Raw genomic sequence first — 14,208 nt, 5'->3', positions numbered from 1 at the left:
GCTTTTCCTCCATTAGTCTTTTATAGTTGTTTCAATAAAATAATCTTCTATGATTTGTCCCTGGTCAAAGTGAAGAACTCGCTGACATGTTTGACTGAGAAATTCTTTGTCATGTGTAATCACTAGTACCAATATTCCTTCTTGATGCAGCCAACGAATCGTATTACTGACTTCCTCCATATGCACTAAGTCTAAACCGCTTGTCGGTTCATCAAAAATAATCACGTTTTTGCCTGATAATAAGGCACTAGCAATAGCAACACGTTGTTTTTCTCCTCCTGATAAGGTCTGCGGATGACGTAATAACAAGGATTCTAAATTCAACATCTGGACAACTCTATCAAACTCAGCAGTATTTTTTGCATTTAAACTGATTTCTTTTTCTACTGTTTCAAAAAACAATTGCAAATTAACATCTTGCATCACCACAAAACTCTCTTTGATCAACTCTTTTGGTCGCAATGCAAGCTGATTCAACCGAATTATTCCTTGATTAGGTTTGAGCAGTCCTGATATCAGTTTTGAAAAAGTTGATTTTCCAGCTCCGTTACAACCAATTATACCTGTAATATGCGAACTAGTTAAAGTGAGTGTAGGAATGTTCAGAACGGAAGGCTGCTTGCGGTAATGAAAATCAAGTTCCTCACATGTTAATACTATTTCCCCATGAGATTCAGTTGCTTGAATACTCTTCTTAAAATAAGTTTGTTCAAGGGATCTTAGTCCCATTTTTTTAATGTTTAAGGAGGATTTTTCTTTCATTTCATGACTTGTATAGTTTTCAATGATTCGACCTTGATCCATAATTAAATAGCGATCAGCAAGGTCCGTCAAATAATATAAACGATGTTCAGAAACTATGATTGTCATCCCTTGATTTTTTAATACTTGTAAATAGGTTTTCAACTGGTTGATTGTCGCTTCATCTAGATTACTTGAAGGTTCATCTAATAAAAATAATCGATGTTTCAACATACTGGCAGAAGCAAATGCAATCAATTGTTTTTGGCCTCCTGATAAATGAAACATACTGCGTTCTAAAAATTCCTCTAGTGAAAACAACCTAGTTATTTCATTGATTCGATCAATCATCTCTTGTTGCGCTACGCCATAATTTTCCATCGCGAAAGCTAACTCAGAATACACATCACTCGTAAAAAACTGAGTTTTCGGATTTTGAAATACAACCCCTATATCACGAACATATTCATTAAAATCTTTTTCTAGCAGTTCTTGGTTCAATACACTCCCCGTTCCAGCCAATTCACCCGTATACAATTCTGGTATCAACCCATTCAAAATTCTTAATAATGTTGATTTTCCACAACCGCTTTTACCACATAATACGATAAACTCTCCCTCATTGACTTTTAAATCTACTTGTCGGATGATTTTTTCCTGATCTTCATAAGAAAAAGTTACATCTTTTAAATCAATCATTAAATCAACCTCCCAAAGATTCCACAAAGAACTAATAACCCAATCAATAAATAATCTTGAACTTTTAATCGTATTTCATAGATACTTGTATGCGATGTCGGATTTGCTAGACCACGAACTAATGCTGCTGACGATAGATCTAACGATGTGTTTTCTGCTGACATTAAAATCGGCACAATAATATACTCCATCGTCTGAAAAGGATGTAAGAACAAATCAACGGTAGAAACTGCAATACCTCGATATTTCATTGCATTACGGATGCTTCTAAAATCTTGAAACAATGTAGGGAAAAACCGAAACAAGACTGTTAACGGAATGATCAAGCCAAATGGTACATGACATTTCTTTAACGCCGCAATCCACTCACTTATTTTTGTTCGATTCATTGCAAAAGCCGCTGCCATGATCGTTGGCAGCATCCGTCGATTGCCTACGAATAAAAAATCAAAAAAAGCAGCAAGAGAGTTATCGATATAAGGAAATAATAGATAGTCGCCTAAAATTAGCAACCAAAATATACCATAAAAAATCGTGCCTTTTTTAAAACTACCATTTAAGATGAATAGTAAGTAAAGTAGTGTCACAAACAAGATTTCCGCTTTGAATGGCAAAGGGAACATCAACAAAAAACTAGCAAATAAAATCGTACAAAGCTTACTTCTGGGATCAAAGGTTACGTATGTTTTTTCCATATTGTTTTCCTTTAGCTTTATCAAAATGTTTCGCATAAATCTTTTGACCGATCAGAATACCTAAAATACTACATATAATAACCGCTGCCACACAGACATAAAAAGTTGTTGTAGTGATCGGTGCAAAAACTTTATCGATGTAAACAGCATCCTTCCCACGAGCAATTAGTGAGTCAACATAAGCATTTTTCATAAACCATAATGGCAATACTGGTCCCATCAAACCAAAACTAAATACAGTATAACTGACCATTGTGCGTACTTTTTCAGATAGTTTTGTTTGATATTGAATCCAATCAGCTGCTACTGCACACAGAATATTGGGTAAAAAGGATAAAGGAAAATGTCCTGAGACTAAGAAAAACAAGCCCATTACACTCCCCATAATCGTGATAGCGCCAAAACGAGGAATCCGATGGATAACTAACAAATAGACAATTCCTGCAAAAAGTGCTGTAGCACTTGGTATTAAAACTGAATTAAAGGCTGGAATCGTAAAGCGTAAAATAACCATAGCAATCGTCACAACTAAAAAATAAATAGCTGTATAGATTCCTATCGAAATAAAATCTTGAATTTTTAACTTTTTCATTCTTGTACTGACCCTTCTTGTTTTATTGTGAATAAAAATAATAGCTGACCATAACTATCACTAGTGATTTTCAATTGATAACGTCCTAGTTTTTCAAACTGTTTGCTAGATAATCGTAGTTGATCTTCTAGCAACTCGTACTCTAATAAATAAGCGTTCTCTGCAGTCTTTTTTGTTTTAAATAATTCAAACAAGGCAGTTTGTTTCCTTAACTCTTTAATGACGCCTGGATCAATAGATAGGCAAATCATCTCATCCTGATTATATTCTACTTTAGATAATTGAGGTGAAAACGCCATTTGTTGTTTTAAATGAGAGTCAAACCGAACATCTTCAAACCCATCCGCCAGAATTTCAATGGTTATAGACTCGCCAGTTTCCCAATGGTCAAATAGTTGATATCTAGACTGATCTGTATTAGATAACAGACCAAATTCTAAATGATTCTCAGGTTTATGATAGAGATAATCTGGCCACAAAAGCGGTATTGTTTTACCATTCTTAGTAATCGTAAAACTGTAAACATATTTACCGTATGCTTCATGAAACTGATCATAGGTTTTTATGCCATATTCTGGTAAAAATTGAATCATCGCTGCATAACGATAACTGGCAAAAGAATACAGTTCATTTATATACTCTAACTTATTTTGAATAGTTTTAACATGTTTTTGCTGAGCAGCTTCCAATAATTCTCGAGCTCCATAAGTACCATCTAAAAATAGCCGTTTTCTTTTATATCTAACATCTGAAGATAATTCCTCTTCAGTTATAGGCGTCAATGATTGAACAGTTTCCAATTTTTTGTTAAACGCTGGATACTTATTCGGTTGACTCTTTCCTAAAATATAATCTTTGGCAGTTATATAAATTGGCACTCCATTCATATTATAGCTAGTTTTATCATTTAAAGTAACTTTTTCCTGATTTGTATGAGGAAATCTATCCACAATTTGTTGGAACTTCTTAGACAAGTGATAGTCTGTCTCCTGTAACTCAGGGCAATCAGCTTGATAAAATTCGAAGAATGTCAACTTCGTCTCACAGATAAAATAACGAGGCAATGTTTTATTCTCAATGTATGTATGATCATCCAGCATTACTTGACAGTCCGCTGTTTTCGAAGTGGTATAGTGAATTGAAAATGTATCTACTATAAGCTCATTCATTGAAACACTCCTTTCCTTATTGGGTTAGTATAGCACAAGAAAATGATAATGAGAATCATTATCAGTAAAAAATATTTTTTGTATTGCCCTTTATTTAATAACTGTCTTCATAAAAAATAGTTTGAACCAATCGTCATTAGTCCAAACTATTTTTTGATTCATTTCATTTTAATGTGTTGTTCCTGTATTCTCCTCAATATCTACCTCTGTTGTAACCGCCGCTTCGATTGCAAATGTTAATGAATCAGCAATCGATTGAATTGGCATAGACGGTGTCCCTACTGGGCGGTCAATTACTTGTGTCGGCTCAAATGGCACATGAATAAATCCACCCTTAACACCTGAAAATGTTCTGTCAATCATGTACAATAGACGATACATGATATCGTTACAGACAAATGTCCCTGCGGTATAGGAGATGTAAGCGGGTAAACCATGTTCTTGAACGTTTTTCATCATCGCTTTAATTGGCAATGAAGTAAAATAAGCTGTCTCTCCATCTTCTTCCAATTTTGTTCCAATTGGCTGATTTCCTTTATTATCTGGAATTCTCGCCTCAGCTAAATTGATCGCTACTCGTTCAAAGGAAACAGCGCTACGTCCCCCAGCTTGCCCAACACAAATAACGATATCAGGATTATGTTCTTTCATCGATGCTTCTAAAACTTTAGCACTCTCTTGAAAAACGGTTGGTATTTCTAATTTAATGATTTGGGCTCCTGCTACTTCATCTGGAATCAGTTTTACTGCTTCATACGCTGGATTCACCGAATCTCCACCAAATGGATCAAAACCTGTGATTAGAACTTTCATTACATATCTCCTCCTAAATTTACTAGCATAAGTGACTCATCAAGTTCCGCTTGACGAGTCTATAACGCTTGATGAATTATTATTTAAACAAAATCATATACACAACTTGAAAAACAAACATGAAGATCGCAATAAACCATTGATTTTTGATCACACCATATTTATCTTTCATCTCTAACATGGCAACTGGAACGATGTTGAAGTTCGCCGCCATCGGTGTCAGTAACGTACCACAATAACCACAAGTCAGTGCTAGCATACCGATCAAAGCTGGATTGGCACCATAGGCTAAGACGAATGGCGCTCCGATCCCAACTGTCATCACAGTGATTGCTGCAAAGGCATTTCCCATAATGATGGTAAATAGCATCATACCAAAGGCATAAATAATAATTCCAACCACTACATTCCCTTGTGGCACGATCGTTCCGACTGCAGAAGAAATCACCGTTCCAACACCAGCACTTGTGAATACAGCTCCTAATGAAGCTAAAAGCATAGGCAACATACTCAATGGCCCTACTGTTCCAAGCATATCTGCCGCATCATCCAAAAACGTCGTTGGTTTATTATTTTTAGAATAAAACATTAAAATCAGAATTGCTACTAAAACACCCGCACCAACACCAACCAACGCGCCCAATTTAGTAAATAAGGCAAAAATAATAGCAAATACCCCAATACTTAAAGCTGGAATAAAAATCTTCATACCTAATTTATCTGACATTTGTTGCATATACTCTTTAGAAGGCAACTTACTTTTTCCTTTACTGACTTTTTTCAAGATTGCTGGGATCGTCATTGAAAAAATCAAAACACCGCTGATCATTGATGGGATAAAGCGACCGCCAGCAATTACAATCCCTAAAGCACACCAAAAATAGCCCGTACCATAGCGATGAGGATTACTTTTATCTAGTAAATTCTTAATCCCCGTATAAACCAAAATCAAGCCCATTAAAATATATAACACTTCTAATAATTTCTCGCCAAGCAATATTTCAGAATTCATAAAATAACTCATACTCGGTCCACCTTCTTCTCACTATCGCCATAATATTTTTTCATCAAGCGACGATCTTTCGTATAAAAATAAATACTAGCAACCACTAAAGCTACCAATGCTACAGGAATTTCAACAGCAGCCAATTGGACTAACGTCACTTCATAACCTAATTCTTTTAATGTTGATTGAACTAAAAGACCGCCTGATCCGCCAATAAACAACACTTGCCCAAAAAACCAGCAAATATTTTCCATAGCCGAAGCCATTCCTTTTAGCTCTTCTTCATATTCTTTGTTTAATTTTAAATCTTGAGATTCAACTGCTCCGATCGACATTGGTAAAATAATGGGACGAACAAAACCAGCGACACCCCCAAAGCTAACGTTAAATGCCGCAAAAATCATCCGAAAAACCCCGTAAATATCAATGATCAAACCAGCTGAAACTTTTTTAAAACGGCGAATTAGCGATGCTGCTGATTCTTTTAAACCATTTCTTTCTAATGTTCCTGTAGCTAACATAATAATAATAAAAATAGCCATACCTCGATTATTTACGAAACTTGTACCTAAAATATCCAGCATTCCTTCTAACCCGAGTCCCCCGACTAAAGCTGTTACAACTAAGGAAACCATTACGATCAAAATCGAGTCTAATTTCATTGCAAAACCGACAATGACGATCAGTACGCCTAATAGGCTAAGAATATTTTCCACTGCTCACACTTCTTTCTTTATTTTTTTAGCAAAATCATATTTTGAAAATGGAGCGTATTGCGACATCCTTCGTAGCTCATTTTCGAAATCAATGACTTCTTTATTATACACAATATTTGTTTTATTTTTAATTTTTAACATACTATTCATTTTTCATAAAAATAATCCTCTATCTCATAAAAAAATTACCTCTGTGAGCGTATGAATCACAGAAGTAACTTTTTAAGATTTGATATATAAAATGAACAGCACCAGAGACGCCTACTATTCCTGCTACTTTGTTTTATTATTGATCAATAAACACCAACTTTTTCTTCAGCATTATCATAGATCTGCTGTTTCTTCACCTCATCTATTTTTTCCCAATTTTCCCCATACACATGCTCTAAGCGACCATAATCATCATATGACAAAATAAAGCGATGTTCATCCTTTTCATCATTGATAATTGTGTACAGTTTATCTTCTTCATCTTGGCTAATTTGCCATGTTCCTGATTCAAATTCTTCTGCTATTGGCATCGAACTATTTTTATCCAGCATTTTTTTCACGTTATCTGTCACATACTCTGGATTATCTTTCAGATTCTCATTGCGTTCATCTGACAATAAATAATAAACAACAAAAAACTTTTGTGACATCATCGGGCGAACTTGAATATCTGCCCATAATGCATCAAATTTATCTTTAGGTAGTACTTCCCAACTAGCGCCAAAAATATTCGCGATATTCTCTTCTTTATCTTCTTGAAGGATAATAAATGGCTCCTCTTCATCTAAAAGAGTCAGTGCCGTTACAGGTCCATAATTCGCAACATTATCTGGTGAAGAGTAAAAATCATATCTGTTGTCGATCTGTATTTCTGGCAGCTCAGCAATCGTTAACTGTTGTGCCATGTCTTTTGCTTGACCAACTAGGTTTGCTTCTATAAAGCTTGCTCGATCATCATCTTCTCGATCAACATAAAAATAATAGATAAATTGATCATAAAGATTTTCACTTTCTTTTAAATCTAATAGCTTATTCACAAGCTTAGAAGTTTGTGAATCATGTTCTCCGCTAAACAGATTTTGTCTATTGATCGTAGGGACATATGAATTTTTCTCACTATTTTTTGAAATTGCGCCACCTATTTTAACAATAGCAAAAATCAATACAAAAATCATCCAAACATATTGGCCGCCGCTTTTTTTCTTTTTAGAGGGAACACGTATTGGTTCGACCAGTTGCAGCATAGCTAATTCTTCTGGTCTAAACAATGAATGATTCTTTTTTCTGAGATCATCCCAGCATTCTTTAACACGTGAGTGTCGACGTAGAGTAAAATAGACATATCCCATCAACAAATCAACGATTGTTGGAGGTATATTTAGTTCACTTTTATCAAAAATCAATACATCATTAGCCGCCCCATTTTGTGTAGCCCACTCATAATAAGCACTAAAAAAATCACTAGCATTCGTTTCTTTTAATTCTCTTGCTTCACTAAGTCGTTTTTTTAATGTGATGACAGTCTGCCCTTTTTCCATTCTAAAATCATTCAGTAAAAGATAGGATATCTCTAAAATAACCACCTCAACGTCGCTTGTCGTTACGCTTCTACATAGGTCTAATCGCTCATACCAAGAATTTTGATTTGGAACACCACTATTTACTAATTGAAACAGCTCAAAACGATTGGTAAAATACTCGATCCTTTGTTCTTTCGGAATTTCTTGATAAATATCAAATGTAAAGGGTGGTACATGTTTGATTTCTGTCCATGTATAACAAAAATAATTGCCCGATTTAAAGTCGTTGGCTAATGAATCAAAATCAAAAAAACTGTCCAAATAATCAATAACTTTCCTCGAAAGTACACGATAATTCGCTAATAGAAATTCCTGCATCACTTCTGTAATCTCACTATGTTCATCGATCGTCCATTCTAATTCATTTAAAAATAGCGGCCTCCAAGATTCTATATCAGAAAAAAAGTCCATTTTTTCATAAATCGTTAATAGTTCTTGCTTAAACTGTTCGACCGCTTTTATTGGTTCTAATGCTTCTGTATAATTTTCATCAATAAGCTCAACTTCTTTTCCAATAAAGATATCTTGTTTTTCATCACTAGGATGATTCACGACATCTTCTTTTAGTTCAATCATTTGCTTCTCTGTGGTAAAATCACTATTCTCAACTGAAATGTTGCTGTCTTTGATCGGTCGATTACTTTCAATAATTGTTCCTGACAAAAAAATTGCCGAATCGAACGCTTCTTTTAATGTTTGAAATGCTAATGGCTCATCATCAACATTGATTGTTTTTAGTTTTGCAGCATATGCCTGCTTCACTTTCTTTTTGTCTGAAGTTGGTTCCAACTCCAAAATTTCCCAACAATTCATAACCCCAACTCTCTTTCTCACTTCTCTATAGTCATTTATTCTCCTCTTACTTATTATGGCAAAAATAAAGAGGAATAACAATACGTCAATATCTCAGAGTTCACTCCTAAATAAAATCAAAAGTTTGACTACCAAACTCTTTGAGTCTCCCATAACAGATGACGTGCAAAAAAAATCATGAACTGCTGCTTGGTATCTTCTATCTTTCTAGCCTTCTCCTCTCATAAACATAACGAATCCATACTTTACTTTATTGATTCTATCAATGAAAAACCTGTTAAAAAACTGTCAAACGACTTTATTATTTAGTATCGCTTGACAGTTTATCTTTATTTGATTTTAGTTAACGTAATTACTTGAGTCGCAATTTTTTCTAAAAAAGCTTGATCATGTTCTACTATCAACATTGTTGGTTTGACAGATAAAATCAATTTTTCTAGTTGTTCTTGATTAAAAACATCAAGATAATTCAATGGTTCGTCCCAAATATAAAGTTCCGCTGGTTGTGCTAAAGATTTTGCTAACTCAACTTTTTTGCGCTGTCCCATACTCATGTGCTCAATACGATTTTGAAAAACTTCTCTTTCCATCCCTAATTTATGCAAATTATTGAGAAACTCTTGATGGTTTAGTCCCTGCTCTTCAGCAAATTCTGGTAAAGTTCCTTGATTATCTTCATAATTTTGACGAACGTAGCTAATGTTTACTTGAGTTGGTCGCAGAATGTCTCCTTGGCTTTCTCCATCAAATTGATCAAGTAAAAACTGAATAATCGATGATTTTCCAGAACCATTTTGCCCTGCCAATGCAATACGTTGACCTTGGTTTAATTCAAAAGACACTTTTTGAAACAGGTCTTGCTCCTGATAACCTAACACCAAATTTTGAACCGTCAGTAACCGTCTGTGATGCCCAGGCTGATAGTTCATTGTCAAAGGATCGATATACTCAATATCTTTTAAAAGACTTTCTTTTTCTGATAGTTGTGTTTCCATACGATGTTCAATCGTCTTTGAACGTTTCATTGTACGAGCAGCTCTTGCGCCGATAGCACCAGTATCAAAAATTGCCCCGCTCCCTTTTTCAGAAGCTTTGCCATATTTATCTTGTTCCTTGGAACGTGACCATTCAGCTTTTTCAGCAGCTGTTTTTCTCAGTCGATTAACTTCTTTTTTTAATTTCTCATTTTGAGCGAATTCAAATTCATCTTTGATTTTCTTTTGCTCTTCATAGACAGAAAAATTCCCTTGATAGAGCTCTAATTGGCTTTTTTCGATTGATAATACATGATCGACAACCTCATCCACAAAGGAACGATCATGGCTAACGACGATAAACCCTTGGCGCTTTTTTTTCAAATAATCGGCAACTTGTTTTCGACCTACAATATCCAAATGATTGGTTGGTTCATCGATCAAGGGAAAATGATGACCATCAATAAACAGCAAAGCCAATAAAACTTTGGTTTGTTCGCCACCAGAAAGGGTCTCATAATCACGCCATAAAATTTCTGGATCAACTTGTAGAAGATTTAGCTCACGCTCAATTTCCCATTGTTCAAAATCACTGATTTCTTGAAGCACATAATACGTTAATTGTTGTTTATTTTTAATTGGTTGCGGGAAATACAGAAAATCTAATTGATGATTGATTTGACCACTATACGGCAGTTGATTCTGTAAAATTTTTAGTAATGTTGTTTTGCCACGGCCGTTTCTTCCTATCAAGCCTAATTTCCACTGGGTATCAAAGTTTAAATTTGCTTGATCAAAAAGTAATGTTCCTTGGGTATCATAGCCGAATGTTATATTTTTTAGTTCAATTTTTGACATAGTCTCACCTCATTAAGAAAAGCGGAAGGAAATCATTCTTCCCTTCTGTTCTTTTCAGAATCGGCAACGCGTTTACGAGTACACAAAAAGACCCATACGCTGAAAAATTAATGCCAATTCTGAAAATCTGCACACTGCTCCCTTGAGATTTCTCAAGTTACAGTCTGAATGCAGCTTCAACAAATTGACTTAATTTTTCAACGCACGGATCCCTCACTTCGTTTTTTATTGCATTCAATATATCATGCTTATTTTGTTTTTGTCAATAAGCTTTACTTTTAAAGCTGGTAAAGTTGGCTAAATAACGTACAATATACTTCATATGAACAAACTTTTTCACATTTAACCATTCACCGTCATGATTTTTGGAAAAAAACTTTCAACTTCTCGAATAGTCCCCTTTTACGTTCCATTATCCTTTATACTTGAGTAGTCAACAGATTCTTGCATTTCTTGGTTTGATCAAGAATAACTCATTAATCTGAGCCGCTGTACTTTAAGGCAAAGGAGAATTTATTATGAAAATCGAACACGTTGGTTTATGGGTTAAAGATTTAGAAAACATGCGTGCATTTTATGAAACTTATTTCAATGCTACGTCCTCTGAGCTTTACCACAATCCTAAAACAAGTTTCCACTCTTATTTTTTAACTTTCTCTGATGGAGCTAGGCTTGAAATCATGCAACGAGATGATATTACTACTCGAACTATGGGAAAAGAAATTTTAGGTTTTGCTCATTTAGCAATCTCTTTAGGCAGTAAAGAAACTGTTGATAACCTCACCACCATCTTGGTTATGGAAGGATACGAATTAATAAGTCCTTGCCGTACAACAGGCGATGGTTATTATGAATCTGTGGTCGCTGATCCAGAGGGAAATCGCTTAGAATTAACTATTTAAAATGGAGGCAATAAGATGAATGTAAAAGCAATTGTTTTAGATATCGATGGAACACTTTTAAATGATGAAAAAAAATTGACCATTGCCACAAAAGAAGCCTTGATCGAAGCTCAAAAAAATGGCATCAAAGTCATTCTTGCTTCTGGCAGACCAACTCCAGGTATGTTGAAACATGTCGATGAATTAGAAATGGCAAAATATAACGGAATGATCGTCTCTTACAACGGAGCTCATGTACTGGATGTCAGCACTCAAGAAGAGCTATTCAGTCAGCCACTTTCTATTGAACATAGTAAAAATATATTGGAACATCTTAAACAGTTTGATGTGAAGCCGATGATCGCTAAAGATGATTATATGTATGTCAATAACGTTTTTGACGGTATTCTAGATCTAGAATTTGCAAATGGATCATTTAATATTATCGAATATGAAGCTCGCGGCGGAAACTTCCAATTGTGCGAAAAAAAAGATTTAGCAGAATTCGTTGATTTTCCATTGCATAAAATTCTTATTGCCGCTCAACCTGAGTACTTACAAGAAAATTGGCAAAAAATTCTTGCTCCTTTTGAACAATCTGTCAGCGGTGTTTTCTCCGCCCCAATGTATTTTGAATTTACAGATAAAGGAATCGATAAAGCAAATGCCTTGGCGCAAACGTTGCAACCATTAGGAATCGATAAAGAACATATTGTATCATTTGGCGATGGTCATAACGACCTATCTTTGATTCAATACGCTGGAATGGGGATCGCCATGGGCAATGCCGTTGATGAGTTAAAAAGTGCAGCTGATAAAATCACGTTGTCCAATAACGAAGATGGAATCGCTAAAGCATTAGCCGAATTACTATAAATTAAAGAAATAGATCAGGATTGATTTACGCCTGATCTATTTCTTTTAAGTTATACACACTTACAATAATCAGGTATAATTCATTTAGACTAACCGAACTGAAAGGTGTTTTATAGAATGAATTTAATCCTTAAATTGAAAAATTTAGACAAACTTACCACAAGTGAAACAGCTCTTGTCAATTATATACTTGATTTTCCAGAAAAAGTGATTCATTTCTCGCCGAAAGAACTGGCAGAGCATTCTTTTGTATCTATTTCAACGATATACCGTTTGATCAACAAGCTGGATCTTGATGGATTGAATGATCTTAAACTAGCCTTAGTCAATTATTTAAACGAACATACTACAGAACAAATCATTGATGTTGATTACCCGATTTCTGCAGAAGATAATCATTATGCAATGACAAAAAAATTAAAGGCCGTCTATGAACAAACGTTACAATCAACGATCGATGCAAATACGGTTGAAATGATGGCTCTTGCTAGCAGCCTTCTTGAGAAGTCAGATTTTATCGATATCTATGCCTCTTCTGCGAATATTTATTTTGCACAGAATTTTCAATTTCAAATGCAAGAAGTTGGAAAAAGGATCAATGTTCCTATCGACGATTACATGCAAAACTTAGCAGCCGCAAACAGCACGTCTGATCACCTCTCTATTGTGGTTTCTTACGGTGGTCGTGGCTCTAGTGTTAAAAAAATTTTGAAGACTTTAACAAATAATAAGAGTAAAATTTTGTTGATTACATCAAAGAACAATCCGCTTCTTACTGAAAAAGTAGATGGTATTCTGCTATTTTCTTCGTTAGAAAATCACTACAATAAAATTTCTTCCTTTTCAACACGGACATCTTTGATGTATCTCTTTGATCGATTATATCTTAGTTTTTTTAATCAGGATTATGAAAAAAATTTAGCGTATAAATTAGAAAACTATCAAAAGATGAATCCGGATTTGATTTAAGTACATCGAAAAAAGACAACTCCTCTCAAAAGGTAGCTGTCTTTTTTCATTTTACTAGTCTAAGAAAGAAGTTCTATAAAAATATTGAGCACTTTTGATCCACCTAATAGGTTAAATAGGAAGAAAACAACGTTTAAAGATAGATACAAAACAAAAAGAGTCAAACCAAAGCGACCAATAACATCACTTCTATGCCATAAACTTTCTGCAAACGAAAAGCTAATCAACAATGCTGATAGAAACACTAACCCTATCACAAACATATATGAATATTCACCTGGCATAAAAGACAGCAAAACCGCAAATAAGCTAATATAAACCGTCAAACTAGCTGGACTAAAAAGAGCGTCGAATGCCTCTGTAAAAACTATTTTCGTCTGAAATAATTTGTTTACCATGAAAAAATATACTAAAACAAAAATGAAATAATAAATCCCCATCATCAGTAAACTTTCTATAAACAATGACAATGGTGTTTCATCCGTATGTCCACTTATGCTTAAAATACTTCGACTGACGGCTAAACTATTCAAAACAATCAATAACAGAAAATTAACAACTCCGAACATCGGGATGCTTTGTTTATTCTTTCCTCTGATTTGAGTATTTAGCCAACTAAAATAATTTTTACTTTCTTTGGTTAGTTGCTGAACAGTTTGATTATTTTTCAGTTGTTCATTCAAATTTGATTGAAGTTGCACTCCTTTTTCTAGAACTGATTCTACTGTCATTGCCTCTGTTGTTACTTGAATTTGATTTTTACCACATGCTGGACAGAATTTTGCCTCATTCTTTATTTCTTTGCCACACTGAATACAATATTTCATCTTTACAC

At 34.6% G+C, this 14,208-nt stretch carries 13 protein-coding genes; 3 read left to right on the top strand and 10 right to left on the bottom strand.

Going from position 1 to position 14,208, the window contains the following annotated elements; all coding sequences use genetic code 11:
- Positions 1-12: 12 nt before the first annotated feature.
- The 9 genes from A5821_RS01630 to A5821_RS01590 form a co-directional block, all read right to left on the bottom strand.
- Complete coding sequence (locus A5821_RS01630; RefSeq protein ID WP_086312772.1) at positions 13-1,440, bottom strand: ABC transporter ATP-binding protein; 1,428 nt, start codon at positions 1,438-1,440, stop codon at positions 13-15.
- Positions 1,440-2,135 (bottom strand): energy-coupling factor transporter transmembrane component T, encoded by a 696-nt coding sequence (locus A5821_RS01625; RefSeq protein WP_086312771.1) that lies wholly within the window; start codon positions 2,133-2,135, stop codon positions 1,440-1,442. Before A5821_RS01625 ends, A5821_RS01630 begins: the two co-directional genes overlap by 1 nt.
- Entirely contained in the window at positions 2,110-2,727 is a 618-nt protein-coding gene (locus A5821_RS01620) for an MptD family putative ECF transporter S component (RefSeq protein ID WP_086312769.1), read from the bottom strand. The genes A5821_RS01625 and A5821_RS01620 overlap by 26 nt, the downstream gene beginning before the upstream one ends.
- Complete coding sequence (locus A5821_RS01615) at positions 2,724-3,896, bottom strand: hypothetical protein (RefSeq protein ID WP_086312767.1); 1,173 nt, start codon at positions 3,894-3,896, stop codon at positions 2,724-2,726. The genes A5821_RS01620 and A5821_RS01615 overlap by 4 nt, the downstream gene beginning before the upstream one ends.
- A gap of 168 nt (positions 3,897-4,064) precedes the next feature.
- Entirely contained in the window at positions 4,065-4,709 is a 645-nt protein-coding gene (gene pcp / locus A5821_RS01610; protein WP_086312764.1) for a pyroglutamyl-peptidase I, read from the bottom strand.
- A gap of 79 nt (positions 4,710-4,788) precedes the next feature.
- Positions 4,789-5,733: a DUF979 domain-containing protein gene (locus A5821_RS01605; RefSeq protein ID WP_086312763.1), complete on the bottom strand. Its 945-nt coding sequence runs from the start codon at positions 5,731-5,733 to the stop codon at positions 4,789-4,791.
- Entirely contained in the window at positions 5,730-6,431 is a 702-nt protein-coding gene (locus A5821_RS01600) for a DUF969 domain-containing protein (RefSeq protein ID WP_086312761.1), read from the bottom strand. The genes A5821_RS01605 and A5821_RS01600 overlap by 4 nt, the downstream gene beginning before the upstream one ends.
- A 293-nt stretch (positions 6,432-6,724) precedes the next feature.
- Positions 6,725-8,815, bottom strand: coding sequence for a hypothetical protein (locus A5821_RS01595; protein WP_086312759.1), 2,091 nt, complete (start codon positions 8,813-8,815; stop codon positions 6,725-6,727).
- 329 nt (positions 8,816-9,144) lie between these two features.
- The gene (locus tag A5821_RS01590) at positions 9,145-10,647 is read right to left on the bottom strand and encodes an Lsa family ABC-F type ribosomal protection protein (protein WP_086312757.1); all 1,503 of its coding nucleotides are present in this window, start codon (positions 10,645-10,647) and stop codon (positions 9,145-9,147) included.
- A 518-nt stretch (positions 10,648-11,165) separates the two neighbouring features.
- On the opposite strand from A5821_RS01590, the gene A5821_RS01585 reads away from it, so the two are divergent.
- The 3 genes from A5821_RS01585 to A5821_RS01575 all read left to right on the top strand — a co-directional run bounded on the left by A5821_RS01585 (position 11,166) and on the right by A5821_RS01575 (position 13,373).
- Positions 11,166-11,549 (top strand): VOC family protein, encoded by a 384-nt coding sequence (locus tag A5821_RS01585; protein WP_086312755.1) that lies wholly within the window; start codon positions 11,166-11,168, stop codon positions 11,547-11,549.
- Positions 11,550-11,564: 15 nt separating this feature from the next.
- The gene (locus A5821_RS01580; RefSeq protein WP_086312753.1) at positions 11,565-12,404 is read left to right on the top strand and encodes a Cof-type HAD-IIB family hydrolase; all 840 of its coding nucleotides are present in this window, start codon (positions 11,565-11,567) and stop codon (positions 12,402-12,404) included.
- A gap of 117 nt (positions 12,405-12,521) precedes the next feature.
- On the top strand, positions 12,522-13,373 hold the full coding sequence (locus A5821_RS01575) for a MurR/RpiR family transcriptional regulator (protein WP_086312751.1): 852 nt from the start codon (positions 12,522-12,524) through the stop codon (positions 13,371-13,373).
- A 59-nt stretch (positions 13,374-13,432) separates the two neighbouring features.
- Here A5821_RS01575 and A5821_RS01570 read toward each other — a convergent pair whose 3' ends face one another.
- Positions 13,433-14,200 carry a zinc ribbon domain-containing protein gene (locus A5821_RS01570; RefSeq protein WP_086312750.1) on the bottom strand — a complete coding sequence of 256 codons (768 nt, stop codon included), beginning with the start codon at positions 14,198-14,200 and terminating at the stop codon, positions 13,433-13,435.
- Positions 14,201-14,208: the final 8 nt, after the last annotated feature.

Origin of the sequence: Enterococcus sp. 7F3_DIV0205 (assembly GCF_002141365.2) — a bacterium.
Classification (GTDB): Bacteria; Bacillota; Bacilli; order Lactobacillales; family Enterococcaceae; genus Enterococcus_L; species Enterococcus_L palustris.
This window is presented reverse-complemented; position numbering and strand designations above follow the sequence as displayed.

Excerpts from the sequence above, each read along its gene's own strand:
- A5821_RS01570 (WP_086312750.1), bottom strand. The coding sequence starts at position 14,200 with ATGAAATATTGTATTCAGTGTGGCAAAGAAATAAAGAATGAGGCAAAA.
- A5821_RS01620 (WP_086312769.1), bottom strand. The coding sequence starts at position 2,727 with ATGAAAAAGTTAAAAATTCAAGATTTTATTTCGATAGGAATCTATACA.
- A5821_RS01630 (WP_086312772.1), bottom strand. The coding sequence starts at position 1,440 with ATGATTGATTTAAAAGATGTAACTTTTTCTTATGAAGATCAGGAAAAA.
- A5821_RS01585 (WP_086312755.1), top strand. The coding sequence starts at position 11,166 with ATGAAAATCGAACACGTTGGTTTATGGGTTAAAGATTTAGAAAACATG.
- A5821_RS01595 (WP_086312759.1), bottom strand. The coding sequence starts at position 8,815 with ATGAATTGTTGGGAAATTTTGGAGTTGGAACCAACTTCAGACAAAAAG.
- A5821_RS01625 (WP_086312771.1), bottom strand. The coding sequence starts at position 2,135 with ATGGAAAAAACATACGTAACCTTTGATCCCAGAAGTAAGCTTTGTACG.
- A5821_RS01615 (WP_086312767.1), bottom strand. The coding sequence starts at position 3,896 with ATGAATGAGCTTATAGTAGATACATTTTCAATTCACTATACCACTTCG.
- A5821_RS01575 (WP_086312751.1), top strand. The coding sequence starts at position 12,522 with ATGAATTTAATCCTTAAATTGAAAAATTTAGACAAACTTACCACAAGT.
- A5821_RS01590 (WP_086312757.1), bottom strand. The coding sequence starts at position 10,647 with ATGTCAAAAATTGAACTAAAAAATATAACATTCGGCTATGATACCCAA.
- pcp (WP_086312764.1), bottom strand. The coding sequence starts at position 4,709 with ATGAAAGTTCTAATCACAGGTTTTGATCCATTTGGTGGAGATTCGGTG.
- A5821_RS01580 (WP_086312753.1), top strand. The coding sequence starts at position 11,565 with ATGAATGTAAAAGCAATTGTTTTAGATATCGATGGAACACTTTTAAAT.
- A5821_RS01605 (WP_086312763.1), bottom strand. The coding sequence starts at position 5,733 with ATGAGTTATTTTATGAATTCTGAAATATTGCTTGGCGAGAAATTATTA.